Source organism: Paludibaculum fermentans (genome assembly GCF_015277775.1).
In the GTDB taxonomy this organism is placed as follows: Bacteria; Acidobacteriota; Terriglobia; order Bryobacterales; family Bryobacteraceae; genus Paludibaculum; species Paludibaculum fermentans.
In genome coordinates this window covers 1,194,287-1,209,311 of sequence record NZ_CP063849.1, presented here as the reverse complement: position 1 = coordinate 1,209,311, position 15,025 = coordinate 1,194,287, and the positions used below count along the sequence as shown (strand labels likewise).

Annotated in this window: 13 protein-coding genes; 11 read left to right on the top strand and 2 right to left on the bottom strand. The window is 64.9% G+C overall.

The genetic code is table 11. The features are described from left to right. Positions 1-6: 6 nt before the first annotated feature. Positions 7-2,172, bottom strand: coding sequence for a S41 family peptidase (locus IRI77_RS04845; RefSeq protein ID WP_194450950.1), 2,166 nt, complete (start codon positions 2,170-2,172; stop codon positions 7-9). Positions 2,173-2,366: 194 nt separating this feature from the next. Between IRI77_RS04845 and IRI77_RS04840 the strand changes: the two genes are divergently transcribed. Genes IRI77_RS04840 through IRI77_RS04800 form a run of 9 tightly spaced genes read left to right on the top strand, consistent with a single transcriptional unit; the run spans position 2,367 to position 11,436 of the window. After that, complete coding sequence (locus tag IRI77_RS04840; protein WP_194450949.1) at positions 2,367-2,774, top strand: FHA domain-containing protein; 408 nt, start codon at positions 2,367-2,369, stop codon at positions 2,772-2,774. A 22-nt stretch (positions 2,775-2,796) separates the two neighbouring features. After that, the gene (locus IRI77_RS04835; protein WP_194450948.1) at positions 2,797-3,552 is read left to right on the top strand and encodes a MotA/TolQ/ExbB proton channel family protein; all 756 of its coding nucleotides are present in this window, start codon (positions 2,797-2,799) and stop codon (positions 3,550-3,552) included. 3 nt (positions 3,553-3,555) lie between these two features. Then, positions 3,556-4,392: a hypothetical protein gene (locus IRI77_RS04830; protein ID WP_194450947.1), complete on the top strand. Its 837-nt coding sequence runs from the start codon at positions 3,556-3,558 to the stop codon at positions 4,390-4,392. Continuing rightward, positions 4,389-5,054 carry an FHA domain-containing protein gene (locus tag IRI77_RS04825; protein WP_194450946.1) on the top strand — a complete coding sequence of 222 codons (666 nt, stop codon included), beginning with the start codon at positions 4,389-4,391 and terminating at the stop codon, positions 5,052-5,054. The genes IRI77_RS04830 and IRI77_RS04825 overlap by 4 nt, the downstream gene beginning before the upstream one ends. Positions 5,055-5,064: 10 nt before the next feature. Continuing rightward, positions 5,065-6,174, top strand: coding sequence for a PP2C family protein-serine/threonine phosphatase (locus IRI77_RS04820; RefSeq protein ID WP_194450945.1), 1,110 nt, complete (start codon positions 5,065-5,067; stop codon positions 6,172-6,174). Then, positions 6,171-7,394, top strand: coding sequence for a trypsin-like peptidase domain-containing protein (locus IRI77_RS04815; protein ID WP_194450944.1), 1,224 nt, complete (start codon positions 6,171-6,173; stop codon positions 7,392-7,394). Before IRI77_RS04820 ends, IRI77_RS04815 begins: the two co-directional genes overlap by 4 nt. Before the next feature lie 2 nt (positions 7,395-7,396). Continuing rightward, on the top strand, positions 7,397-8,140 hold the full coding sequence (locus IRI77_RS04810) for a PP2C family protein-serine/threonine phosphatase (RefSeq protein ID WP_194450943.1): 744 nt from the start codon (positions 7,397-7,399) through the stop codon (positions 8,138-8,140). Further along, positions 8,137-10,554: a serine/threonine protein kinase gene (locus IRI77_RS04805; RefSeq protein WP_194450942.1), complete on the top strand. Its 2,418-nt coding sequence runs from the start codon at positions 8,137-8,139 to the stop codon at positions 10,552-10,554. Before IRI77_RS04810 ends, IRI77_RS04805 begins: the two co-directional genes overlap by 4 nt. 54 nt (positions 10,555-10,608) lie before the next feature. Further along, a complete protein-coding gene (locus IRI77_RS04800; RefSeq protein ID WP_194450941.1) occupies positions 10,609-11,436 on the top strand; it encodes a sugar phosphate isomerase/epimerase family protein in 828 nt (275 codons plus the stop codon). An 81-nt stretch (positions 11,437-11,517) separates the two neighbouring features. Here IRI77_RS04800 and IRI77_RS04795 read toward each other — a convergent pair whose 3' ends face one another. Further along, on the bottom strand, positions 11,518-13,407 hold the full coding sequence (locus tag IRI77_RS04795) for a fused MFS/spermidine synthase (protein ID WP_194450940.1): 1,890 nt from the start codon (positions 13,405-13,407) through the stop codon (positions 11,518-11,520). 75 nt (positions 13,408-13,482) lie between these two features. On the opposite strand from IRI77_RS04795, the gene IRI77_RS04790 reads away from it, so the two are divergent. Beyond that, the gene (locus IRI77_RS04790) at positions 13,483-14,214 is read left to right on the top strand and encodes a hypothetical protein (RefSeq protein ID WP_194450939.1); all 732 of its coding nucleotides are present in this window, start codon (positions 13,483-13,485) and stop codon (positions 14,212-14,214) included. 13 nt (positions 14,215-14,227) lie between these two features. Beyond that, complete coding sequence (locus tag IRI77_RS04785; RefSeq protein WP_194450938.1) at positions 14,228-14,998, top strand: MIP/aquaporin family protein; 771 nt, start codon at positions 14,228-14,230, stop codon at positions 14,996-14,998. Positions 14,999-15,025 lie beyond the last annotated feature (27 nt).

Sequence of the window (15,025 nt, the reverse complement as noted above, 5' to 3'; positions counted from 1 at the left end):
CCGTAGTTAGGTAAGCTCCTGCCGGGCGGAAGCCGCCAGGGTCAGCTTGGCGTCCCGCAGTTGGGCCGCCGGAGCCGCGATGCCAGCCGCGGCCAGCGCCGCCGAGAGCCCGTTTTCCATCAGGATGTAGCCCAGAACCTTCAGGAGTCTGGGACGATGGGGCAGCCCGGCCATGGGGACGGTGATCGTTTGAAGTCCTCGATCGGCGGCGAAGGCGCCCTGCGGCAGGCCATCGAGGACAACTTCCAGCCGGTCCAGGTTCTCGGCGTCAATTTGGAGGGCGATGTGGCCGGGTTGTACGTCAACGGAGGCGATCCGCAGCATGCAGGTTGGTTTCGAGCCCAGGCGGCCGCAGGCGAACTTCATGAGGTCGGCGTCCAGGTTCAGCAGGTCGTTGCGGGTCTGGCTGTAGAGTTCGTCGGCTTGGACGCCCGTATCTTCGAGCGGATTCCCTGCCCGGGCGCCCACTCGCGAGGAGCGGCGGATGGCCAGCCCAAGAGTAGACTTGCGCGGCAGATCGACCAGGGGCACGCCCTCCAGTCCGGCGGTCTTTTCCACGATCTCCGAGTGCAGCCAGCGGTTGGCGCCGCCGCCGCCGGTGTTGGGATCAACGCCGACGACAGGTCCGATCTCGTTGTCCTGGAACCCGCCGCAGAAGATGTCCGTCGCGCTGTAGGAGAGGGCGTCGATCAGCAGCAGCACGGGTCCCTGATAAACCTGCCCGACTGAGTTGGCGACATCAATGGATGTGAGCTGCCGGGCGCTGGTGAGGATGCCGCCGCTGGCGACCGAGTCCAGCAGATCCTGCAGCCAGGGCTGCCATTCGGCCAGTGTCGAGGCGTGCTGGGTGAGGGATCCGCTCAGCTGCGCGGCGATCTGCTGGGTCATCGGAGTGCTGATGAAGTGGAAGCCGGCGGTCGCAATATCCCGGGGGGTGAGCATCTGCAGCATACGCTCGCCCGCCTGGATACTCCCGCCAGGATTGGAGCGGACATCGAGGATCAGCCCGTCCGGCGCCTTGGCGTTCAGCAGGGTCAGAATTCGTTGGAATTCGTCGACCAGGGCGTCCGCCTCGCCGTCGAAGCTCTTCAGCAGGAGGTAGCCGAAGCGCTTCCCGGGGTGGGCGGGATCGATGAGCGAGCCGGCCTTCACCTTTCCTTCGTCGTCCACCCCGCCGGTGTGCTGGAACTCAAAGACAGCCGGGACACGGGAGAAGATTGCGTCGTCCAGCGCCGCCTTGCCCGCATCGGAACTGCCCGGGTTGCTGCCCTGGAAGACCGCCCCGGCGTAGATGGGGCCTTGCATCACGACACCCTGCGCGGCCTGCTCCACTGTCAATTGATACCGGCACCAGAACAACTTACGGTAGTTGTCGAGCTCGAGCTGGGGCGCATAGACGCTGGAGCCGGTGGACCCGGCGAAAAGCTCGAAGCCGCCGCCGGAGATCACGTTCCAGGGCAAGACAATGCCCATCTCCTTGGTGGGATCGAGGGCGGAACGGTATTCCAGGGTGACCCAGCGCTCGTCGCGCGGGATCGAAAAGGTCATTGAGCGGGCGGTGAGCCGGTTGAGGGCGCGAGCGAACTGGGCGGATTCGTTGCCGCTGGGGTCCAGCTCGGCCTCGCGATCGATGGCGGAGGCCACCGGCATGCCGTTCCAGAATGTCACTTCTGCGCCGCGGTCAAAATGCGGATGGCCGAACTGCTCCAGGACCTTGGTGACCAGGAAGCGGGCCTGCCCATTTTCGTCGAAGTAGAAGTTCAGCCGGAAAGGCAGAAACGCCATGGCATCGCGGAAAGGCTCGGGCAGTCCATAGAAGGTGTGGGCATCGCGCAGCGAGGACAGGGCCGCCACCATGTCCGAATGGAAGCGGACCTCGGCGGTATCTTCCGAGAGGCGTGAGCGGATCAGGCGCAGGCGCTGCACCGGGTCGACGGCATAGCGGGCGCGCTTGAACGGCAGATGGGCGTAGAGCTGATCGACAACGAAGAGGGCCTGGTCGACGATGGTGAGTTTTTCCGACAGGGTCAGTTTGTGGGCGGGCGTCTCGGCGGCTGCGAAGAACGCGGGCACGTCCGTGACCCGAAGCTTGGGTAGCCTGAAGATCTCGCGGCTCTTGCGAAGGCTGTCGATGGCCGCTGCGGTGCGCTCTCTCGCGTCTTCGATGACCATTCGAAGGGTACCTCGTTCCAGCGATCCTATCGAGTATAGCTTGGGTCCCGGGCGAGCCAACCGACAAGTACATGATGGCATTGCACATTTTTCGTTTCACATCTAAACTGTGTAGGAACTGCCGGTATGTGGGCGATGCCGGACATTCCTGGGCTGGGACTGCTGTTTGCTGACACACCGCTGACAAACCCTCTATGCCGCAAGATCGACTCACCATCGGACGAGACCCGGCAGCGGATATCCTGATTCCCGAACCAAGCGTGAGCCGGATTCATGCTGAATTTGTAATGATTAGTGCCGACGAGATCCTGTTTCAGGACCGTCAATCGAGCAATGGCAGCTATCTCATAGAGAATAATGCCCCTGTGAGGATCACGCAGCACCGTCTACGGTCAGACGAAAAGCTGCGCATGGGGAATGTGGAAGTGGTCGTCAAGGATCTGATCGCTGTCGCGCGCAAGCACCTCGCCGAACGGGCGGCGGCGGCGGCCCAGGCCGCCCAGCATCAGAAGCCTTTGGAGCACCGGAGCGTCAGGATGATCCGGTGCCAGTGCGGGTCAGTCAAGGAAGACGGAACCAGCTGCAAGTATTGCGGCCGCTAACTGGTGGTGGAGGAGGGGTTAAGTGAGCGGAAAGGTACCTGGCCGGGCGATTCTGTTCCCGGTGTCTTTGGTGGCGGCGTTGGTCTTTATCGGGGTGGGGAGCGTGGTGGTGACCGGGCGTCCGGCGGAAGTTCTGTTCGATCACCCGTCCAAGCATTTCCCTTACCCGTTGACGATCCAGAACATCATGCACGTGGTGTTCTTCATCGGCCTGGGCGAGCTGTTTGCCCGCTGGCGCAGCGGCATTCTGGAGGAAGGCCACGTCGGCCAGCGCTATCTTCCGGAAGACGAGCAGACCGTGCTGACGGCGCGCGACCTGGGACCCATCCGGCTGCGAGTGGCTCGTGAGCACAGCCGGGATCACGGCTTCCTGCCCTCGCTGATCGACCTGAGCATCCTTCAGTTCCTGGCCAGCAAGTCAGTAGACCAGACGGCGACGGTGATGAACTCCAGCCTGGAGCTGATCGCGCATCGTGTGGATATGAAGTATGGCATTGTGCGCTTCATCGCGTGGCTGGTGCCGACGCTCGGATTCATCGGTACGGTGTACGCGCTGGGCGCCTCGCTATCCGAGGCCGGCAGTTCCACGGGCGACCTGAATATTAAGGAAGTGGCCAAGACTCTCGGCGTCGGGTTCGACTGTACGATGGTGGCCCTGGCCCAGAGCGCGATTCTGGTCTTCCTGATGCAATTGATCCAGGAGAAGGAAGAGACCGCCGTGAACCTCGCCGGGGACTACACGCTGCGGAACCTTATCAACCGTCTCTACCAGGGCTAAGCCATGAGAGCCCGCAACCGCGAAGTCAACATCTTCAACATGTCCTTATTGGACATCCTGTGCGGAGCCCTGGGTGCGTTCTGTTTCCTGATGCTGGTGCTGCTGCCTTACTGGAAGCCGTCGGGCCAGCGGGCCGAGGATTTCCAGAAGCAGTACGATGCGGCGGCGAAGGAACTGGATGCGATCCGCGAGAAGCTCAAGAGCATGCCGGGCGGCGCCGATCTCGCGGCCAAGCTGAACCGCATGCAAAGCCTGATGCAGCAGCAGCAGGGCATGATCAACGACCTGGAACGGCGGATGAATCAGTACCGCAAGCAGGCCCAGGAGGCCGGCGACCAGGTGAGCGACCTGAAGATGCGCGAACCGCTGCTGGTGAGCGTGCGCTGGGGCACTGCGAATCAGAATGTGGACGTCTATGTCCGGGCACGTGGGAAGACCTCCACAGGGAAAGAAATGCCGCTGGTGGACCCGACGAAGTCGCAGCCGACTTTTTTCGCCGGCGACGAGTTTTTGGACTGCCCCAGCGGCCCGTGCAACGACAACTGGCAATCGCGCGATGTGCCTATCAACGTGCCGTACGAAATCCACTATAAGTTCATCGCCGATGGGGGCAATCCGGTGCCGGCCGACATCGTGGACGCCTATCTGATGAATCGCGGCATCTTTCTGAAACTGCCGCGCTTCAAGATGCCAAAACCGCAGACCTCCGCACTGGTCGGTGTGTTTATGGCTACGGGTCCGGATAGCATCACGTTCACGCCGGAGCCCGAGTACAAGGCGCAGTTCGACGAGTTGAACAAGAAGACCCCCAAGCCGGAAGAGGAGAAGAAGGGCAAATGACGCAGTGCAATTCGGGCCATTTCTACGACGAGACGAAGTTCAGCGCCTGCCCCTACTGTCCGGCCATTGGAGCGGCGCCCGCGGGAAAGACGGTGCCGGCACCTCCGGGCGGCGGCGGAGCGATGCCGTTCACGGTGCCGCCGTCGGGCGCAACGGCTCCTCCGATTGGCGGAACAGGACCTGAATCGAACAAAACCGTGCCCATGCGGCCCCTGGATGCGGGACTGCCCAGTGTACCCAGCGCCCCCCTGGGCCCGGCCGGCGGCCAGAAGACGGTGGTCGCGTATCCGTCGTTCAACGCCCCGGCGGAGGCGCCGGTTCCGGTGAGTCCCGTAGTGGGCTGGCTGGTCTGCACGGAAGGGCCGTCGCGCGGCCGCGACTACCGGCTGCATGTCGCCAAGAACTTCGTGGGCCGTGAAAAGACCATGGATGTGTGTGTCGAGGGCGATCCGGAAGTTTCTCGCGAGCGCCACGCCGAGGTGATCTTCGAACCGCAGACGAAGACGTTCTGGCTGAAGCCGGGCGACTCCAGCGGGCTGGTCTACCTGAACGGCACGATTCAGTTCTCACCGGTGCAGATGAATGCCCGCGACGTCCTCACGCTGGGGAAATCGAAGCTGATGCTGGTGCCGTTGGTGGGCACGGATTTCGACTGGAACTGAGCTCCCGGACATGCCCTATCTCTTCGGCAACGCGCAGCACGTTGGGCGACGCGAATATCAACAGGACGCCTTTGGCTTCTCCAATCCTTTCGACGAGGCGTTCACGGCGCACGCCGGGCTGCTGGCCGTGGTGGCCGACGGCATGGGCGGGCTGGAGCATGGCGAGGCGGCCAGCCGCGCCGCCGTGCAGGGGTTCCTCGATGCCTACCGCCTGAAGACGCCGGAAGAGTCCATCGCCCAGGCGCTGGACCGCGGTGTCCACGGCGCGCAGCAGGCCGTGCTGGCCGTGCAGCGGCAACTGTTGCTGGAGATGCAGTGCGGCACCACGCTGGTGGCCACCGTGTGGTTTCAAAACCAGTTGCAATGGGTGGCCGTGGGCGACAGCGCGCTGTACCTGTGCCGGCAGGGCCAGTGGACGCGGTTGAACGACCTTCACACCTATGGCCGCCACCTGGATTCACGGGCGGCCTTTGGCGAGATCACGCGCGAGCAGGCCCAGGCCGATCCGCAGCGCGAGGCGCTCACCAGCTACCTGGGGATCAATGAGCTGACGGAGATCGACCGCTCCATCCGGCCCATCACGGTGGTGGAAGGCGACTGGGTGTTGCTGTCGAGCGATGGGCTGTACAAAAGCCTGTCGTTGCTGGAGGTGCCCGAGGCGCTGCAGGGCTCCATCCAGGAACGCTGCGACAAGCTGCTGAGCGCTGTGCTGTCGCGCAACCTGCATGAACAGGACAACGTGACCGTGGTCGCGCTGGCCTACGATCCGGGCCGCGTGCCGGTGACCGTGGCGCCGAAGGTGGAAGCCGCGGCTCCGCCCGCCCCATCCGGCATTGCGGACACGCAACTGGCCTCACCGCTCACCGTGGCGCCCGTTCCCCTGGCGCAGGCCGCCGCGGCTCCGCCCCTCACCCTGACCCGCAAACGCAGCCGCGTGCCCCTGGCCGCGCTGCTGCTGGTGCTCGTGCTGGCGGGGGGCTACTTCGTCTTCCGGACCACCTGTTGCACGCCTCCGCCCGTGGTGGCCGCTCCGCCCAAGCCGGTGATCGTGAACCCGAATCCGCCGGATCATTCGCCGCCCGAACCGCCCAAACCGAATCAGCTCCGGCCACCCAAATGAGAACCGCCGCCCTTCTGCTCGCCAGCACTACCCTGCTCCTCGCGGGTCCGCCCATCGAGGACATGAAGAAGCAGACCGTCCTCATCATCATGATGGCCAAGACGCCCAAGGGCGTCATGACCGCCACCGGCAGCGGCGTGCTGGCCGATGCGACCCACGTCGTCACCAACCACCACGTGTGCTGCGAGGTGCCGCCGCAGTTCCCGTCGAAGGTGGTGATCGCCACGGGGCCGGAGAAGACGATCGACGCCACCGTGATCTGGAAGTCGGAGGAGAAAGACCTGGCGATTCTCGAACTGGCCCAGCCGATCCAGGCGCCCAAGGTGGTTTTCGCCACCAAGGCCAAGATCCGCATCGGCGAACCAGTGTGGGCCGTCGGCTTCCCGGGGTCGGCCATGCGGCTGGGCAACCAGAACGCGATCTACGAATCGACAGTGACGCAGGGTGTCGCCAGCCGGATCTTCCAGGGACCCACCGAGGAGGGCGGTGTCGAGTACGTCCAAACGACGGCGGCGGTGAATCCCGGCAACTCCGGCGGACCGCTTTTCGATGACTGCGGCCAGGTGATCGCCATCAACCGCGCCAAGGCGTTGAGCTCCATCGGCGGCAAAACCGTCACCTTCGCGGAAGGCATCAATCTCAGCATCATCGTCGACGAGGTGGTGTCGGAGCTGAACAAAAACCACATCCAGTTCACCATCGGCAACGCCTGCCAGGCGCCGGGCGCGGTGAGCAGCATTCCCAGCTGGATGCTGGGCAGCCAGGCCATTACGCTGCTGGTCGCGCTGGGGGCGATCGGGCTGGCGATGAACAAGAAGGTGCGGCAGACGGTGGCGCGCAGCGTGCATCTGGGCGGAGGCGACCGCAAGGCTCCGCCGGCGCCCGGGCCTCGTCCGCCGGGCGGTAAGCCTGTGCTGGTGGGTTCGATTGGGCCCTACCAGGGGCAGCGCATTCCCTTGAGCGAGAAGCCGGTGGTGATCGGCCGCGACGCGGCGGTGGTCAACCTGGTGCTGCCGGACAACACGCCCGGCGTCTCGAAGAAGCATTGCCAGCTCTCGGTCGATCGAGGCGGACGTTTCTTTGTAGAGGATCTCTTCTCCAGCCACGGTACGTTCCGCAACGGACAGAAGATCGAGGCGGGCCGGCCGCTGGAGATCCGGCCGGGCGATCGCATCACGCTCGGCAGCCCGCAGGTGGGCTTTGAGGTGAACCTGGATTGACCATGCTGTTCGAGACATCCATCTTGAGCCGCCCGGGCGGGCGCGAGGTGAATGAGGACGCCGCGAACTGGCGGGCGTGCGCTCCGGACTCGGCCATCTGGGTGCTGGCCGATGGACTGGGCGGCCATGGCGGCGGCGAGGTGGCTTCGCAGCGGGCCGTGGAGACCCTGCTGGCGGCGGATCCGGCGGCCGAACCGGCCTGGATCGCGGATCGCATCCAGGCGGCACATGAGCGCATCGTGGCCGGCCAGAACGAAACTTTCGAATTGCGCAACATGCACACGACGGCCGTGCTGCTGGCGGCCGTGGGCGAGCGCGCGGTGTGGGGCCATTGCGGCGATTCGCGGCTGTACCTCTTTCGCGGCGGCCAATTGGTGGAACAGACGATCGATCACAGCTACGTCCAGACCAAGGTGGACGCGGGCGATCTGCAGCCGCGCGAGATTCGCTTTCACGAGGATCGCAACCGGCTGCTGGCCAGCCTGGGCATGTCCGGCGGCGTGCGGGTGACGGTCCGGCCCGAGCCGCTGGCGCTGCAGCCCGGCGACGCCTTTCTGCTGGCATCGGATGGATTCTGGGAGCTTGTGCTGGAAACGGAGATGGAAGTGGAACTCGCCAAGGCGCCTTCGGCCGAAAGCTGGATTGCGGGCATGCACACGCGGCTGATGAGCCGCGCCGAGGGAGAGTACGACAACTACACGGCCGTGGCCGTCTGGGTCCACGCCGGCGGGGAGCAGGCGCAGTGATCCCGGCCAACCTCTGTCCCAGTTGCTTTGAACAGCGCGAGCCTGGCGCGCCCTGTCCGGTTTGCGGGTGGAGCGAGACCAGCCAGCCCGACTCGCCCTTCTACCTGTGGCCCGGCACGATCCTGAAGGAGCAATACGTCATTGGCCGCGTGCTGGGGCATGGCGGCTTCGGCATTACGTATATGGGCTGGGACCTGAATCTGGCCCGCCGCATCGCCATCAAGGAGTACTTCCCGGCCGGCGTGGCCGCGCGCATGACCGGCAATCCGTCGGTCTTCCCGCATTCCAAGAAGTTTGAGAACGAGTACCGCTGGGGCCTGGAGCGCTATCTGGAAGAGGCCCGCACCGTGGCCCGCTTCCAGAACCATCCCTTCATCGTGTGGGTGCAGAACTTCTTCTCGCTGCACGGGACGGCGTATCTGATCCTGGAGTACCTGGAGGGCGCCACGCTGGACGAGTGCCTGAAGCAGTGGGGGCATCTCGATTTCGCCACCTCCCTGCGGGTGATGACGCCGGTGATGGACGCCCTGCGCGAGGTGCACAGCGTCGGCCTGCTGCATCGCGACATCAGTCCGGACAACATCTTCATTCTGCACAGCGGGCAGATCAAGGTGATCGACTTCGGAGCCGCACGCTACGCGCTGGGCCAGCAGAGCCAGAACCTGTCGGTGATCCTGAAGCACGGCTACGCTCCGCCGGAGCAGTATGAGATGCGCGGCGACCAGGGCGCGTGGACCGACGTCTATGCCGTGGCCGCCACAATGTATCGGACCATGACGGGCGAGATCCCGCCGCCCTCGCCCGATCGCCAGGCCAAGGACACGATACAGCCGCCGTCGGCCAAGGGCGCCTCCATCCCCAAGGCGCAGGAAGCCGCGCTGATGAAGGCGCTGGCGTTGCGTCCGGCCGACCGCTATCGCGACATGCCCAGCCTGCAGGCGGCGCTGCGCGACGGCGAGGCCTCGTCCACGGTGCACTGGCACGAACTGGTGGAAAAGACGATCCCGACGGGCGATACCGGCAAGTTCAAAATGACGGGTCCCGGCGGGTATCAGGAGAAACTGAAGGCCGAGGAACTCAAGCGCCAGCAGGAGAAGCAGCAGGAGCAGAAGAAGAAGCCGCTGCTGCTCTGGGGACTGGTCGCGGCCATCGCACTCGTCCTGCTCGCGGGCGGCACGGTGGTGTACAAGCTGCTGAATCCGGAACAGAAGATCGAGCGCTTCGATGCCGAGCCCACAGAGGTGGAGGCCGGCCAGGAGGTGAAGCTCACCTGGGCGGCAGTGGGTGTAAAACGCGTGATCCTGGATGGCATCGGGCCGCAGGATGTACGCGGCAGCCTCATCGTGAGGCCGGCGCAGACCACGAAATACCGGCTGATCGCGGGCCTGATCGACAGTTGGGTGGAAGTGAAGGTGAAGCCGCCACAGGTGGCTCCGCCGGTGGACAATCCGGATTCCGGCAATGGCGGCGGCACCGGAGCAGGCGGCGGCGGTTCCACACCCGGCCCGGTCACCGACAATCAGGACAAGCCGCAACCGCCGGCCTCGCATGTCCAGGTCACCCGCTGTGAAATCCAACCGGCCTCAGTGCGGCCTGGACAGATGGCCAAACTGGTTTGGGAGACGCGCGGCGCCGACAGCGTCTGGGTGGAGCCCGATCATCGCCAGTTGCAGTTGAGCGGCTCGATCGACTTCCGGCCGTCGCGCTCATTGTCGGTTCAGATTGTCGCCAAGGCTCGCCAGGCTTCGGCGACGTGTACAGCCTCAGTGACTGTCGAGGCCGGTCAGACGCCGCCGCAGCCCGCGGGCGAGGTATCCATCCAGAGTTTCAATGCGTTCCCGTTCCGGCCGCAAGCCGGCCAGCGCGTGACGCTGAGCTGGCAGGCGGCCAACGCGACGGGCGTTCGGATCGAGCCCGGAGTGGGTTCGTTCCCGCAGGCCAGCGGCCAGACGCAGGTCGTCGTGCAGCAGTCCACGCGCTTCATCCTGACGGCGTTCAATGCGCAGGGGCAGCAGGCCACGCGCGTAGTGGATGTCAACGTGGTACAGGGCGACGTGCCCCCGCAGCCACAGCCGCAGCCGCGCCAGCTCAGCCTGGAAGCTCTGCACCACCACAGCGGCTGGCGTTTCGACCTCCGCAACTTCCATTGGGAAGCGGCCGGCCGCACCAATGTCTGCCGCGGCTTCATCGTGGCCGCCAACGGGACCCTCACGTTCCGGGGCTCCAACAACGACGGCTTCTCGGTGCCCTACTCCGAGGTGGCCGAGGTGTCGGTCAACCCGGATGTGAACATGGGCGGCAGCCGCGTGTTCCTGATCCGCCTGCAATCGGGCAAGAAATACAACTTCCTGACGCGCACGCCGATTGAGCAGGCCGTGGCGGCCATCCGCCAGGCGATCGGGCTGAAGAACTAGCGCCCGGGCGCTGTTATATACTGCCAGCAACGAAACTGTAGAGGATCTGGGACCATGACTCCATTCACGAGAAGAACCATGTTTGCCGGCGCCGCCGCGCTGGCCGCCACGCTGCCCGCTACCCTGGAGGCAGCCGCCGGCGCGGCGCCGGGCATCACCATCGGCGTCGCCACCTACTCGCTGCGCAAGTTTTCCCGCGCACAGGCGATCGAAACGCTGAAGAAGCTGAACGTACAGGCCCTCAGCATCAAGGAATTCCACCTGAAGTACTCCGACACGGCGGAGCAGACCGCCGCCGGAGCCAAGGAGTTCCGAGACGCCGGCTTCCAGATCCTGAGCGGCGGCAACATCGCCCTCACGAAGCCCGACGAGCTGCGCAAGATGTTCGAGTACGGCAAAGCCGCCGGCATGCCGGTGATTGTCTGCGCCCCTTCCCACGAGACCCTGCCCGCCGTCGAGAAGCTGGTGAAGGAGTTCAACATCAAGGCGGCCATCCACAATCACGGCCCCGAGGACAAGCACTTCCCCTCCCCGCAGAGCGTGCTGGCCGCGGTGAAAGGCATGGATCCGCGCATGGGCCTGTGCATCGACATCGGCCACACCACGCGCGCCAAGGCGGATCTCGTCGCCTCCATCAAGGAAGCCGGCCCGCGCCTGTTCGACATGCACGCCAAGGATCTCGTCTTCGAGAACGGCAAGTGGACGCAGGTGGCCGTGGGCGACGGCAACATCCCGATTGTCGAGATGTTCAAGACCCTGCACGCGCTGAAGTACAAGGGCGGCGTGATGCTGGAGTACGAGATCAACGCCGACGATCCCTATCCGGGCATGGAGCGGTCGTTGTCGTATATGCGCGGCGTGCGCGCTGTCCTCGGCGCTTAACGCAGCACGGTCAGCAGGGTGGAGTAGTCGTCGCTCCAGATGCGGGGCGGTTTGCTGCTTTGCATGGCTTGCGGCGGGACCCTAATCGAGGCTCGCCGCCGGCCCGGCCAGCGCCCAGATGCTGGGCCGGACGTCATCCGGCTCGGATCCTGAATCCAGTACAGGCTTGCAGGCAAAGCCCTGATCGGCGGCCAGCACGCGCACCTCGGGCATCAGGTCCAGATAGAGATTCGACAGGTGCAGCGCCAGAATCCCGCCCGGCTTCAAGTGCCGGCGGTAGGTCTTGAAGGCCTCGCGCGTGAGCAGGTGCACGGGGATGGAGTCGCCGGAAAACGCGTCGATCACCAGCAGGTCGAAGTTCTGGTCGGCCTCGTGTTCCAGCAGCAGGCGTCCGTCGCCCACGGCGATGTCGACCCGCGCCGGCGTGTCGCTCAAATAACGGAAGTGCTGTTTGGCGAACTGCACCACCATCGGATTGATCTCATAGAACCGAAATTCGTCTCCGGGCCGGCCATAGGCGGCCAGCGTGCCGGCGCCCAGCCCCACCACACCGACGCGCCGCGCGCCCGGTGTGTGGGTGAACCACTTACCCGGACCGCTGTTGGGCCCGTAATACGCCGTGGGCCGCATACGCCAGCCATCGGCGTTGAACTGCGAGCCGTGCGAGATGGCGCCGTGAATGATGCTGCGGATCGGCGGCCGTCCCTGCTTCCCTTCGGCCTGCTCCACGCGCAGGCTGCCATAGAAATTGCGGCCTGCGTCGATCTCGCGCAGCGGCGTCAGGAACACAGCCAGGGCCGGCGTCGTGACCAGGATCGCGCAGGCCGCAGCCGCGAGGTCCACCGCCAGGTGGCGTCCATAGACGCTGAACAGCATCGCCATCGCCGTGACGCACAGCACCACCGGCAATTCGACATATCCGCGGAAGATCCTGGGTGCGACAAAGGCCACCAGTAGCGAACCCAAGGTGCCGCCCGCGGCCATCACCAGGTAGAACTGCGTGAGGCGCCCCGGCTCCGGCTTCAACGCAGCCAGTTCGCCGTGACAGTAGAAACACGCCAGGAAGCAGCCGATGGTGAAGACGGGGATCCCCACGGCCAGCATGCGTCCGGGTTGCATGTAGACATATGCCGCGGCCATGGCCAGCAGCGCGGCTCCGGCCAGCGGCATGCCCCAGCGGCGCGAATACCACTCGCGTTCAAACACTGCCGTAAAGGTCAGCAAATACAGCAGCAGCGGCACCGTCCACAGGAAGGGCACCGGCGCCACTGACTGGCACAAGTGATTGGTCACGCTCACCAGCACCAGCGACCCCAGCGCGGAGAAGAATAACCACTTCGGCCACAACAGGCCGGGCCGGACGGGCTCCCGCCGCTCCTCGGCCTCGTTGGCAGGACTGCGGCGGATGACGATCACGGCGGACGCGGCCAGCAGCAGCACAACCAGACCGTAGCCCCAGGACCAGTACAGGTTCAGGCGCGTCAACGACAGCCACGGCTCCAGCAGAAACGGGAAACTCAGCAGGGCCAGGGCGCACGACAGATTGGACCACCCGAACAGCTTGTACGCCTGTCCCTTGGGTTCCAATCGCGCGTACCAAGCCTGCATCAGTGGGCTGGTGCTGCTGAGGACAAAGTAAGGAATGCCCACCGCCCGCACCAGCATCCACACGATGCTCCAACTCTGGCCGGACCCGACAGAATCCACCTGGCCAAGGCCCACCGGCAAAGCCCACAGGCTCCCGGCCAGCACCACCAGATGGACCTGCGCCTGCCTTCTTGGAGCCAGGAACCGCGCTAGCCCGTGGGCGTACAAATACCCGCCCAGTAGCGCTCCCTGGTAGAAAACCATGCACACCGCCCACACCGAGGCCGTCCCGCCGAAATACGGCAGAATCTGTTTCGCCAGCAGCGGCTGCACCAGAAACAGGCAGAAGGCGCTGGCGATGACGGATGAGATGAGGAAGGACACTGCTACCTGAGGACACTATCGGCCGCATCGGGCATTCGCATTAGCCGGGCAAGCCAACCGGCTAAACTCGAACGTATGCGTCCTGAGCTCTCCCGGCGGGCCTTCCTCACCGCCGCCGCCCTCTCTGCCTTGCCGCTCGAAGCCGCTGCGAAAACGCTCTGCGGGGTCCCGCTGGAGATCCTCAAGCACGGGCGCAGCCGTCGCCGCTACCTGCGGATCCACGGCGACGAAACCACCGCAGCCGAAGCCCTGCGCGAACACCTCAGGACCGCTCGCGGCACCGGCTTCATCGTGACGAACCCGAAACGCAACATCCTCATCGCCGGCGGACTGCTGGATCCCAATCGCATGTTCTCGCGCGAGGGGGCCGAGCGCAGCTACCGCCGCCTGAATCCCAAGTGGACCGAGGCTGAACTGACGCCCGCGCTCGCCTGGCTCGACCGCGAACGCCCCAAGCTCATCCGCACCCTGCTGCCACCCAAGGGCGGCCTGCTGTTCGCCGTCCACAACAACGCCCGCGGCTATTCGATGGAGGAGGAGATCCCCATCTCACAGCAGACCAGCCTGCCCCGCCGTGATGCGCCGCATGAGTTCTTCCTCACGACGGATCCGGCAGACTACGCCCTGCTCGCCAAGGGTCCCTACAACGTCCTGCTGCAGAACGAACCCAAAGGCGACGACGACGGCTCGCTCTCGCGCCTGTGCGGCCGCCTCGGCGTACGCTATGTGAATCTCGAGGTCGCCATCGGAAAACTGGCCGAGCAAAAAGAAATGATGGCGTGGTTGGAACGGACCTTGCCGGAGTAGTATGCTCTAGCCCATGCGCACTGGCTTGCTCGCGGAATTGGTGGCCGAGTTTATCGGTACAATGATCATCCTGTTGTTCGGCGCCGGCGTGGTCGCCATGGTGGTTTTGTTCGGCACCGGCACCCCGAATGAGGTGGTGAACGGCGGTTACACGAACATTACCCTCGCCTGGGGGCTGGCCGTCACAATGGGCGTATACGTGTCAGGCAAGATCAGCGGAGGCCACCTGAATCCGGCCGTCACCCTGGCCCTGGCCGTGTTCCGCGGCTTCTCGTGGGCCAAGGTCATTCCGTACAGCATCGCCCAGTCACTGGGCGCCATGGCCGGAGCCGCCATCGTCTTCTTCAACTACCGCCTGGCCTTCCTCCAGTTCGATCCCAATCTCGAAAAGACCGCCGGCATCTTCACCACCTTCCCGGCCTTCCCTCAGGCGCTTTCGGCCGGCTTCTTTGACCAGGTGCTGGGCACCGCGCTGCTGCTGTTCCTGATCTTTGCCGTCACCGACGAGCGCAACCAGCCCATCTCCGGCAACCTGACGCCCATCGTCGTCGGCTTGATCGTGGTCGCTATCGGGATGTCGTTCGGCAAGCTCCACGGCTACGCCATCAATCCGGCCCGCGACATCGGCCCCCGCCTCTTCACGGTAATGGCCGGATTCCGCAACAACGGGCTCACCGACAACACCGGAGTCTGGTGGATTCCCATCGTCGCGCCGATGGCCGGCGGACTGGTCGGCGCGGGCTGCTACGACCTGCTCATCCGGCGCTGGCTGCCCCGGGATTAATCCGGACTTCGAAGTCTACCGGGTGAG